The sequence below is a fragment of the Serratia sp. HNCC26DJ206 genome (genome assembly GCF_057180605.1).
In genome coordinates this window covers 1-10,685 of the sequence record NZ_JBXUGP010000001.1, presented here as the reverse complement: position 1 = coordinate 10,685, position 10,685 = coordinate 1, and the positions used below count along the sequence as shown (strand labels likewise).

The following is a 10,685-nucleotide window of genomic DNA, read 5'->3' as shown; positions in this document are numbered from 1 at the left end:
CCCGTATGCCGACTTAGGCTTTCGCTTTTGGCATTTGGGAAACCAGCGACAGATTGACGTCCATCCCTTCGACCTGGAAGTGTGGTACCGCATACAGTTTCACGCGGAAGAAGCCTGGGTTGTCTTCAATATCTTCCACTTCAACTTTGGCATCGCGCAGCGGATGAGAAGCCTGCAGATCGTCGCCTGGATCGGTCATTTCGGTCACCAGCCCACGCACCCAGTTGTTCAGTTCCAACTCCAGTAGGCGACGATCTTTTGTCGTACCGATGTTTTCACGTTGAATCAGCTTCAAATAATGGGCAATGCGCGACAGCAGGAAGATGTATGGCAGACGTGAGTTGATACGGCTGTTGGCCGTAGCATCAGCCGTGTCATACAGCGCCGGTTTCTGCGTGGAGTTCGCCGAGAAGAAGCAGGCGTAGTCACGGTTTTTGTAGTAGGACAACGGAATAAAGCCCAGGTTGGCGAATTCAAACTCGCGAGTTTCTGGGATCATTACTTCCGATGGAATTTTCACCTGATTGCCAGTGCCCAGATCGTACAGGTGAATTGGCAGATCGGTTACTGCGCCGCCAGCCTGTGGCCCACGAATCTGTACACACCACCCGTTCTTGATAAAGCTTTTCACCATGTTGGCCGCAAAAGCGAACGAAGCGTTGGTCCACAGATATTTTTCATGGTCTGGGCCTTTCACTTCTTCAACATAGTTGAAGCTACGTACCGGCACAGTATCCGGGCCATACGGCAGACGACCCAGCACGCGTGGCATGGTCAAGCCGATATAGCGAGCATCGTCGGTATCACGGAAGGATTTCCACTTGATGTACTCGGCACGATCAAAGTAGTTACCGATGTCTTTAATGGCGGCGACTTCTTCCATGCTGGATTTGCCGAAGAAAGCCGGGCCAACCGCGCCGATAAACGGCATATGTGCAGAAGCAGACACTTTGGAGATGTTACGCAGCAGGGCAATGTCTTGTGGCCCTGCGTCGAACTCATAGTTGGAAATCACCGCACCGATCGGCTCGCCGCCCGGGGTATCATATTCCTGAATATAAGCATGGCGGTACATTCCGCTCTGAATGATTTCTGGTGAATCTTCGAAATCCTGGCGCAGATCTTCCTTAGAAATATCCAGCACTTCAATTTTCACGTTCTGACGGAAATCAGTGCCATCGACCAGCTGCTTCAGGCCACGCCAGGCAGATTCCACTTTCTGGAATTCCGGGTGATGCATCACCACGTCCAGTTGACGGCTGATCATCTGATCCAGTTCGGCAATATGGTGATCCAGCAAGGTCTTATCCAGACGCTCCACTTTCTGACCAGACTGCTTCAGGCGCTCCAGGAATACCTGAACCGCGGCGGTGACACGCTCGTCAGCGGTGGTTTCGGACAGTGCAGTATTGTCTTGATAGGCATCCAGATCGCCCAGTGCGGAGACGGGCGTCAGGTTGATTTTTTCAAACAAGGAAGCATAAACACTGCCTTCCTGTGGACGTTCCAGCACGGTGGTCTGGCTTTCCTTGGTGTTTTCAGTATTTACAGACATCAGCATACTCTCGTGTTAATCCAGCTCAGGGTTTACGCTTCTTTCGGGGCAAGCGCGGCCAGTTCAGCGCGCAAGTCAGCGCTTAACGATTCGTCTTTAAGAATGGCTTCCAGCTCTTTACGGAAGGTCACGTTATCCAGGAGGTTGGATTTGAGATCGCGCAGCAGATTGCGCATGGACAGGAGAGCACGCAGTTGCGGAATGTTGCGCGCTACCTGCTCTGGCTCGAAATCTTTCATTTCTTTGAACGTCAGGGCGATATTTTCTTCGCTCTTATCCCCTGCCAAGGTGTTTTCTACGATCAACCTGACTGAAGGGTTGAATTCCGCCAGCACGCTGTCGAAGTTATTTTTGTTGACGGAGATTTTTTCGCGCTCAGACAACGCACGATGTTCCTGCCCGTTGCTGTAATCACCCATCACCACGAGTTTGAGAGGCAGCTCAACTTTTTTCTGTGCGCCACCGGTATGGAGGTCGAGTTTAATGTTTACGCGCGCGCGTGGTATCTCATTTTGGTAGCTGGAGGAGGCCATAACAGTCCTTATTCACTGAACGATTTAAGTAAGGACTGCCTGTTGGGGTGTTGAGCACAACGGCAATCCTTGCCAGACAAAAGCGTCAAACAGATGTTGCTATGCATTAACGACATGAACGCAGGATACTCATTCATTTCACGAATGAATACACATAAATACATCAAGTATATTTACGAAGTAGCACAAAAAAGCGTGACAAATTTAAGCCACTGCAAAACATAAGATAATCTTAAGGGGATTATTATGTCAATATCAATTTTCCACCAGATATAAGACTAGTGAGCTTTATTTGCCGAATAATATGTCTTATTATTTAAGAAAAATCCAATCATAAAACCAGAAATGCGTACTGTATAAGAATCTGATTAATCAAGCTTCCACATTTCGCTATTGAATCGTTTAAAAGCCCATTCTCATCTATTTTTTCTAAAAGTGATCTACATCAAGAAATTATGCGTACGGATAGCGAAAAATAGCCATCAATCATTCACCATGTGGATTTATTTTATTGTCGACACTCACACCATGAATGATTCAAATTCCACTATAAGAACTTATCATAAATTATGATCGTTAATTGTTTACGGTATTCATTAATATTATCAAAATATTCATTCCCGCCTGGTTATAATTGCAGCACTGTTTTAACTCTCCTGCTTAATTTTTATTTTCACCATTACCAAAAGCTTCTTTACCGAACTTTTGAACACCGAATCATCTCACCTGATGTAGTGGCATGCATTCGACACCTGCATTACGCTATGCTGAAGTATCGCAAGAACCAAGGAAAAGCTATGAATAACAACTCAAACACAGCTCTGACTGCCCCACAAGCCCTCGATAAACTTGAGGCGATGTATGATGCATCGGTTTGCGCGCTACGTGGAGCCATCAAGGATTTCATCATTCATGGCACTCTACCAGACGAAAAAGCCCGCGCAGAAGGGCTGTTTTCTTACCCGGAATTACGTGTTCGTTGGGATGGCGAGCCACCTAATAGCCCCAGAGCACGCGCCTACGGCCGATTTACCCGGCCCGGTAACTACACAACGACCATCACTCGACCACAGCTATTTCGCCATTATCTTTCGGAACAGTTGGCATTGTTAGAAAGCGAATATGCCGCAGTCATTGAAGTGGTTGCCTCTAAACAGGAAATCCCCTTCCCTTATGTGATTGATGGTTCCGATCTCACTCTGGATCGTTCAATGAGTGCAGGGATAACCAAGCATTTCCCCACCACTGAATTGGCCCAGATCGGCGATGAAAATGCGGATGGCCTGTTTTCTTTTGCCACCCATTTCCCGCTTTCACATTTTGATGCGCTGCGTACCGATTTCTCTTTGGCACGCCTGCGACATTATACCGGCACGCCGGTAGAACATTTCCAGCCTTTCGTGCTATTTACCAATTATACACGCTATGTGGATGAGTTTGTGCGCTGGGCATGCCGCCAGATTGCCGATCCAGACAGCCCTTACGTAGCGCTTTCCTGCGCTGGTGGCCACTATGTCACCGCACAAACTCCCAACCCAGAACAGACGGTGTCAGATCTCGCCTGGAAGAACCACCAAATGCCCGCTTACCACCTGATTGCTCGTGATGGGCAAGGGATCACGCTGGTGAATATCGGCGTCGGCCCCTCTAATGCCAAAACCATCTGCGATCATCTGGCCGTATTGCGTCCGCATGCCTGGTTGATGATTGGTCATTGTGGTGGTCTGCGCGAAAGCCAATCGATCGGTGACTATGTTCTGGCCCATGCTTATCTGCGTGACGACCACGTCCTCGATTCGGTACTGCCACCTGATATCCCTATCCCAAGCATCGCGGAAGTACAGCGTGCGCTTTATGACGCCACCAAGACGGTCAGCGGTATGCCAGGCGAAGCAGTTAAGCAACGTTTACGTACCGGCACGGTGGTCACCACAGACGATCGCAACTGGGAACTGAGATATTCCGCCTCTGCATTGCGCTTTAACCTGAGCCGCGCCGTAGCAGTAGATATGGAGAGTGCCACCATTGCCGCTCAGGGATACCGTTTCCGGGTTCCTTACGGCACCTTGCTGTGCGTTTCTGACAAGCCGTTGCATGGCGAGATCAAACTGCCAGGCCAGGCAAACCGCTTCTATGAAGGAGCCATTTCCGAGCATCTGCAAATCGGAATTTGTGCGATCGAACTACTACGTGCCGAAGGTGAGCATTTGCATTCTCGCAAATTGCGTACCTTCAACGAGCCGCCTTTCCGCTAAATATCAGGTAGTAAGGCCCCAGGGCCTTACTACTTATTTATCGTATCCATGCTTTCCTGACTACCGCAGGCTGCTATCTATCCTTCATAGCTTAGCGATGCGAACTTACGCTCACAAAACTAAAAACCCCGCATGTCTCCATACGGGGTTCTCTGTTTCCTACTTTCGCTGACTGGACTCAGTGAGCCGCAGGTTCACTGCTAGCTGGCATAACATCCAGGATCCGCACGTTATAGACCATGGTTGCACCCGGTGGAATATCCGGTGCCATCCCTTTATCGCCATAGGCCAGTTCTGGTGGAACCACTAATGTCATGCTGCCATGGTTTTTCAGCTTATTGATTGCCTCACGGAACAGCGGCGGATAAGCACTCAACGGTTGTGAAATAGATGTGCCCGCCAGATCCATATCTTTGATCACCTTGCCATCGGTCAGACTTTCTTTAACCACGACGGCAACCGTATCGGTATCACTGATGGTTCCATCACCTTTATAGTCTACGCGGTAGTAGAAGCCCTGCGGTGATTTAACAACCCGAGCCTGTTTCTTAAAGTTATCGATATATTTTTTGCCTGCTTGTTCATTCTTTGTTTTCACTTGCTTGTGCTGGGTATTCAACTCCAACTCGCTTTCATACAGCGCTTTAGCGATTTGCTCTTTATTCATCTTAATCTGACCATTGAGCGTATCGGCAACCCCCGCCAACGCCAATTTCCGATCAACATCAACACCCTGCGACTTTTTGCTATCGAGCAAACTTACAATGTCGTTACCCAATGAGGTACCGATAGCATAATCACGTTTTTCCTGCTCGGTTTTAGGCTCCGCTACGGTAGCTACGCTTTCAGGCTGCGCTTTCTTAGCATCTGCCAAGGCTTGCTGCGTTTTCTGCTCGCTGTCTTTGGTCTGCGCCGCCAATTGCTCTTGCAGCTTGGCACTCGCCTGCTGGCTTTCCTGCACGGTTTGCTGTAGTTGTGCCAACTGTTGTGCTTTCTGCTCGCTGTCTTTGGTTTGTGCCGCCAACTGCTCTTGCAGCTTAGCACTCGCCTGCTGGCTTTCCTGCACGGTTTGTTGCAGTTGTGCCAACTGTTGTGCTTTCTGCTCGCTGTCTTTGGTTTGTGCCGCCAACTGCTCTTGCAGCTTGGCACTCGCCTGTTGGTTTTCTTGCAACGTTTGTTGCTGCTGTTTCACCTGCTGTGCTTTCTGATCGCTGTCTTTAACCTGAGCGGCAAACTGTTCCTGTACTTTAGCCAGCGACTGCTGGTTTTCCTGCAACGTTTGCTGCAATTGTTTCAACTGTTGAGCTTTCTGGTCACTGTCTTTGGTTTGCACAGCGAGCTGCTCTTGCAACTTAGCCAGCGCCTGTTGACCCTGTTGCAACTGTTGTACCTGCTGGGTTTTCTGCTCATTATCTTTGGTCTGCGCGGCCAATTGCTCCTGGAGCTTAGCGCTCGCCTGCTGGTTTTCCTGCACGGTTTGCTGTAGCTGTTTCACCTGTAGTGCTTTTTGTTCGCTGTCTTTGGTTTGCGCCGCCAACTGCTCTTGCAGCTTGGCCAATGACTGTTGACCCTGTTGCAACTGTTGTACCTGCTGGGTTTTCTGCTCATTATCCTTGGTCTGCGCGGCCAGTTGTTCCTGAAGCTTAGCGCTCGCCTGCTGGTTTTCCTGCAGCGTTTGCTGTAGTTGTTTCATCTGTAGTGCTTTCTGTTCGCTGTCTTTGGTTTGCGCCGCCAACTGTTCTTGCAGCTTGGCCAATGACTGTTGACCCTGTCGCAGTTGTGCCAACTGCTGAGATTTCTGTTCATTATCCTTGGTCTGCGCAGTCAGTTGCTCTTGCAGCTTGGCGCTCGCCTGCTGGTTTTCCTGCAACGTTTGCTGCAACTGCTTCAGTTGCTGCGCTTTCTGATCGCTCTCTTTGGCCTGCGCAGCGAACTGCTCCTGCAACTTGACCAACGCTTGTTGACCCTGCTGCAACTGTGCCAACTGCTGGGCTTTCTGCTCGTTATCCTTGGTCTGCGCAGCCAGTTGCTCTTGCAGTTTGGCGCTCGCCTGCTGATTTTCCTGCAACGTTTGCTGCAACTGCTTCAGTTGCTGCGCTTTCTGATCGCTCTCTTTGGCCTGCGCAGCGAACTGCTCCTGCAACTTGACCAACGCTTGTTGACCCTGTTGCAACTGTTTCACCTGCTGGGCTTTCTGCTCGTTATCCTTGGTTTGTGCGGCCAGTTGCTCTTGCAACTTAGTCAACGCCTGCTGATTCTTTTGTTCACTATCCTTGGCCTGTGCGACCAAATTTCCTTGCAGTTTGGCATTAGCCTGTTGGCTTTCTTGCAGAGTCTGTTGCAGTTGCTTGACCAGCAGCGCTTTTTGTTCGCTGTCTTTAGTCTGTGTAGCCAGTTGTTCTTGCAGCTTGGCCAACGATTGCTGACTTTGCTGCAGTTGCTTCACCTGCTGGGTTTTCTGATCGTTATCTTTGGTTTGCGCCGCCAACTGCTCTTGCAGTTTCGTGCTGGTTTGCTGTTTTTCTTGCAACGCAAGCTGTAACTGTTTTAACTGCTGCGCTTTTTGATCGTTATCTTTGGATTGCGCCGCCAGTTGTTCCTGGAGCTTGGTTAGCGCCTGCTGATTTTGCTGCAGTTGCTTCACCTGCTGGATTTTCTGATCGTTATCTTTGGTTTGCGCCACCAGTTGTTCCTGGAGCTTGGCGCTCGCCTGTTGCTTTTCCTGCAATGTTTGCTGCAACTGCTTCAATTGCTGAGCTTTCTGCTCGCTGTCTTTGGTCTGGCTCGCCAACTGCTCTTGCAGCTTAACCACCGACTGCTGATTTTGCTGTAGTTGTTTCACCTGCTGGGTTTGCCGATCGTTCTCTTTGATTTGTACTGCCAGTTGTTCCTGGAGCTTGGCGATGACCTGCTGATTTTGTTGCAGTTGTTTTATTTGCTGGTCTTTTTGCTCACTATCTTTGATTTGTGCCGCAAGCTGCTGCTGTAATCGAGCATTTTCCTGCTGGCTTTGCTTTATCTCCTGCTTCAACTGCGAGAGTTCTGCCGCAGATGACTGCTGCTGAGATTGTGCATTGCGCAAATGCTCAAGGGTCGCTTCTTGACTACTGATCTTTGCCTTTAATTGGTTGATCGTAGCCTGCAACGCCTTCATTTCGCGAATACGGCCACCGCTACTTTCAGTCGGCGATTTTGCCAGCACATTAGGTTTGCTGGCATCTTCATCTCTCGTTCTCGCAGGTTCTGCTTTCTCTATCTGCGAAGGCGTCAGAAACAGCAGTGCCGGTGCTTCATCCACCTGGCGTGTAATCGTGTCCAGTGAATTCAGCGTGTTGGCCTCAGAAGCACCCGCTTCTTCTGCCTGCACCACCCCCAGCGGTAACGCCAAGGTCAGCAAGGCACTGCAATAGATCCTGCGCTTTCTCATTTCACGCTTTCTCCTCGTTGGATCAAGCCTTGCAAGACGCTACGCTCAATATCGGCACAAATCTGGTTGGTCTTGAATTTATACAAGGCGTCGAGGGTTTCTTTGGTGTCGGTGTTCACATCTCCCCGCACGGCGCTATAGACAGAGGCGTTGCTAACAAGGCGATCAAACTGGGCTTTCTTGAGTGCGTAAGCTCTAGGGCTGACTTGTCGCAGTGCAGCCAATTCACTTTGACACAGGCCAATTTTGTTCGTTTTGGCTTCGGTTGGAGCTGGCGGTGGTGGTGACACGCTGATCTGTTGGGGAGGTGACTGTACGTTTGTAACTGGCGGTTGAATCTGCGATACCGTTCTTTTTGCCTGATTACTCTGGCAACCTGCCAGCAACAGACCACTGCACAATAACACACCTAAACAGAGGCTTTTTTGGCTGCTTATCATCAAAAAATTCCTTTCAAAAATTCCGTTATCGGTACGTCGAAACAGACGCTACCGGATATGACCCTGATAAATATGCTGTAAATTTTTCAACACTGATGGACAAAGCATTGAGTGGCGAAGTACCTCAGGCAAGTATCTACTGGCATGATACTTATAGTGTTTTTCGCTTAGTTGAGTCGCGTTTTCGCTATGTTTGCTACCGTTTATTGACTCAATGGAAGAATCATCCAATCCTTGCCGACACTCAACGACGGTGGGATAGAATAGCCCCAGACATCAGTTTCACAGCATACAACGGTTAGAAGAGCGAAATAATACTGATATTTTTGATATCCAGCAACCATCCGCAAGCACTTACCTACTGAAATGGCGTATAAAAAACGGTACTCACACGACAGAAAAATGGATATCTAAAATCCAGGGGGTGGGTTCTCAATCATTTTGCCTTGCCGCAAAATAAGCTGCCCTAACCGGTACTAATAAAATAAAGCTTTTTATTACAGGCAGATAAAGATAGTCTTTCATGAAATCAGTAAGTTATCACTATTTTCCGTATTACCCTCCCGAAGCAGCACTCATAAAGAGTCATGTGTAAATATTTATTTCATCATAATTTGAGTTAATAGTGATTCACTCCATAACTGGCAAGTTACTCCATATTGACGCTACAGATTAACCAAGAAACATCTGATTCCCGTCCACGACACGGAAAAATAATGCCATATCAATAAATTGGTTATATTGGGATTATTTTATCTAATTAAGATAATCGCGGAAAATAACTAGATTAATCCTAAGCAATATTCTCAATTGGTCTCATATGCTTTTCTGGCCTTCCTTAAAGCGATTTTTACAAGTTCCGTATAAATGATGGCCAAACAGCGCCGCTAGATTGCCCGGCCTATTGGGATAACATCAGGATTCTAGATGAGCCTAACACGCTATAAAACAAGACGATTTGCTCATTACATCGGCAATCGGAACATTTACACACTTTCATGCTTTACAAGGCCTATAGGCGCCGTTATTATTCGCCCCGTTCACACGATTCCTCTGTAGTTCAGTCGGTAGAACGGCGGACTGTTAATCCGTATGTCACTGGTTCGAGTCCAGTCAGAGGAGCCACTTTCTATTCCACTGATGTTTATTAACATCCATGGATGCAGCAAAATCAATAAGTTATACGTGAATGTGGTTACACTGAGTTCCACATTGTTACGTTGACTGCCAGAACTTTTGGGGGCTTTATTGGGGGCCTGTTCGGTTCGATAATATCGAGGCCCCTAATGTCACTTAGCGAAACAGTAATCCGAAAAATCCAGCCACAAGACAAGCTTTTCAAGCTGACCGCTACCTGCCGCAAAGCACCTTCGACTTTCTGATCACTGACGAGGCACATGAGTATAAAAATGCCGGGTCAGCGCAAAAGCAGGCTATGGGCGTACTCATCTCCAAGGTTCGCAAAGCTCTTCTGCTCACTGGCAGCCTGATGGGCAAGAGGATTGCCGTTTCCCAAAGCACCTTGGGTGAAATCCCCGAATCCTGGCTGGATGTGCTCAATCAGGATGGTGATTCGGTCGAGGTCGCTCTGGCACGCCAACTGGTGTATTAACGAGGTGCAGAGGTTAGCGCCGAGTCAAGAGCGGGCTTTTCCCCTTGGGGGGTAATCCCCCCTTTTTATTATTTATAGAAAGGGCATTATTATGGGCTTCTCGCTTTTAACGAGGTGTCAGAACGATCCTGCGTTGGGCGTACAGCGTTTCCGCAGACAACAGAAACTTATATTCTGCTGCCTTCAGCTTTCGCGACTTAAGCATTTTCATCGTGACGCCACTTATTTTCCCTGACTCAATCCGTCTCTTGATTTCGCCTGTGCTCAGCATGAGTTGCTTCTGCAAAATCGACAGCAGGCTGACCTGAAAAGAACGGGAAATCCTGACGCTAACCCTGACCCGATTGCGGGGAAATATGCTGACCAACCACCGCTCCTGAATGCGAAAATCAGGCCGACCCGATAGCTCGGCGTTGTTTCGCTTCAGCGTCTCTTTATCATAGGCAAAATGTTGAACCATAACGATATCGTTCGCCATCAACCGCTGATAAAGTTCAGGATTAATTTTGCTGACTTGCAGGCGTGAAAACAGGGAGATATTCCAGGTGTAATCGCAGTGCATGCACTTATAGATACTCCAGATATCAAGCATCTTCTTTTGCGAATTTACCCGAATAGCCCCCGAAGGCGTGAAATCCCGTTTTACGCTGCATGAAGGGCAGCGTTTCGCAATGCGCTGATACCCCACGGGCGTGACGGTCCATGTAACTTTCATAGCGTACCTTTTTTAACCCATACAAAACCGGATCCGTACTGAACGGACCATGGATGTTTATGTATGAAAAATATTTATGCGATATTTTTCAGTGGGTTAAAAAAATATTTCCAACGCTATATTCCTGCCAATGATCAAAAAGATACAT

7 protein-coding genes and 1 tRNA gene are annotated in these 10,685 nt (G+C 48.3%); 3 read left to right on the top strand and 5 right to left on the bottom strand.

Translation table 11 applies throughout. The features are described from left to right. Positions 1-13 precede the first annotated feature (13 nt). On the bottom strand, positions 14-1,561 hold the full coding sequence (gene tssC / locus AC2A1E_RS00040; RefSeq protein WP_459399049.1) for a type VI secretion system contractile sheath large subunit: 1,548 nt from the start codon (positions 1,559-1,561) through the stop codon (positions 14-16). A gap of 26 nt (positions 1,562-1,587) precedes the next feature. Further along, on the bottom strand, positions 1,588-2,088 hold the full coding sequence (tssB, locus tag AC2A1E_RS00035) for a type VI secretion system contractile sheath small subunit (protein WP_484382007.1): 501 nt from the start codon (positions 2,086-2,088) through the stop codon (positions 1,588-1,590). A 797-nt stretch (positions 2,089-2,885) separates the two neighbouring features. Here tssB and AC2A1E_RS00030 point away from each other — a divergent pair. Further along, positions 2,886-4,343, top strand: coding sequence for an AMP nucleosidase (locus AC2A1E_RS00030; RefSeq protein WP_484382006.1), 1,458 nt, complete (start codon positions 2,886-2,888; stop codon positions 4,341-4,343). A 178-nt stretch (positions 4,344-4,521) separates the two neighbouring features. Here AC2A1E_RS00030 and AC2A1E_RS00025 read toward each other — a convergent pair whose 3' ends face one another. Next, complete coding sequence (locus tag AC2A1E_RS00025) at positions 4,522-7,770, bottom strand: FKBP-type peptidyl-prolyl cis-trans isomerase N-terminal domain-containing protein (RefSeq protein WP_484382005.1); 3,249 nt, start codon at positions 7,768-7,770, stop codon at positions 4,522-4,524. Next, positions 7,767-8,210 (bottom strand): hypothetical protein, encoded by a 444-nt coding sequence (locus tag AC2A1E_RS00020; RefSeq protein WP_484382004.1) that lies wholly within the window; start codon positions 8,208-8,210, stop codon positions 7,767-7,769. The genes AC2A1E_RS00025 and AC2A1E_RS00020 overlap by 4 nt, the downstream gene beginning before the upstream one ends. Before the next feature lie 1,049 nt (positions 8,211-9,259). Between AC2A1E_RS00020 and AC2A1E_RS00015 the strand changes: the two genes are divergently transcribed. Beyond that, positions 9,260-9,335: transfer RNA gene (locus AC2A1E_RS00015), tRNA-Asn, on the top strand. Positions 9,336-9,645: 310 nt separating this feature from the next. After that, a complete protein-coding gene (locus AC2A1E_RS00010; RefSeq protein ID WP_484382003.1) occupies positions 9,646-9,822 on the top strand; it encodes a hypothetical protein in 177 nt (58 codons plus the stop codon). A 106-nt stretch (positions 9,823-9,928) separates the two neighbouring features. Here the strand turns inward: AC2A1E_RS00010 and AC2A1E_RS00005 are convergent, their stop codons facing one another. Beyond that, positions 9,929-10,537, bottom strand: a complete 609-nt coding sequence (locus tag AC2A1E_RS00005) for a DUF1062 domain-containing protein (protein WP_484382002.1) — start codon at positions 10,535-10,537, stop codon at positions 9,929-9,931. Positions 10,538-10,685: the final 148 nt, after the last annotated feature.

What these genes read in the sequence shown, in the direction of transcription:
- tssC (WP_459399049.1), bottom strand. Translation starts at nt 1,561, where the DNA reads ATGCTGATGTCTGTAAATACTGAAAACACCAAGGAAAGCCAGACCACC.
- tssB (WP_484382007.1), bottom strand. Translation starts at nt 2,088, where the DNA reads ATGGCCTCCTCCAGCTACCAAAATGAGATACCACGCGCGCGCGTAAAC.
- AC2A1E_RS00030 (WP_484382006.1), top strand. Translation starts at nt 2,886, where the DNA reads ATGAATAACAACTCAAACACAGCTCTGACTGCCCCACAAGCCCTCGAT.
- AC2A1E_RS00025 (WP_484382005.1), bottom strand. Translation starts at nt 7,770, where the DNA reads ATGAGAAAGCGCAGGATCTATTGCAGTGCCTTGCTGACCTTGGCGTTA.
- AC2A1E_RS00020 (WP_484382004.1), bottom strand. Translation starts at nt 8,210, where the DNA reads ATGATAAGCAGCCAAAAAAGCCTCTGTTTAGGTGTGTTATTGTGCAGT.
- AC2A1E_RS00010 (WP_484382003.1), top strand. Translation starts at nt 9,646, where the DNA reads ATGGGCGTACTCATCTCCAAGGTTCGCAAAGCTCTTCTGCTCACTGGC.
- AC2A1E_RS00005 (WP_484382002.1), bottom strand. Translation starts at nt 10,537, where the DNA reads ATGAAAGTTACATGGACCGTCACGCCCGTGGGGTATCAGCGCATTGCG.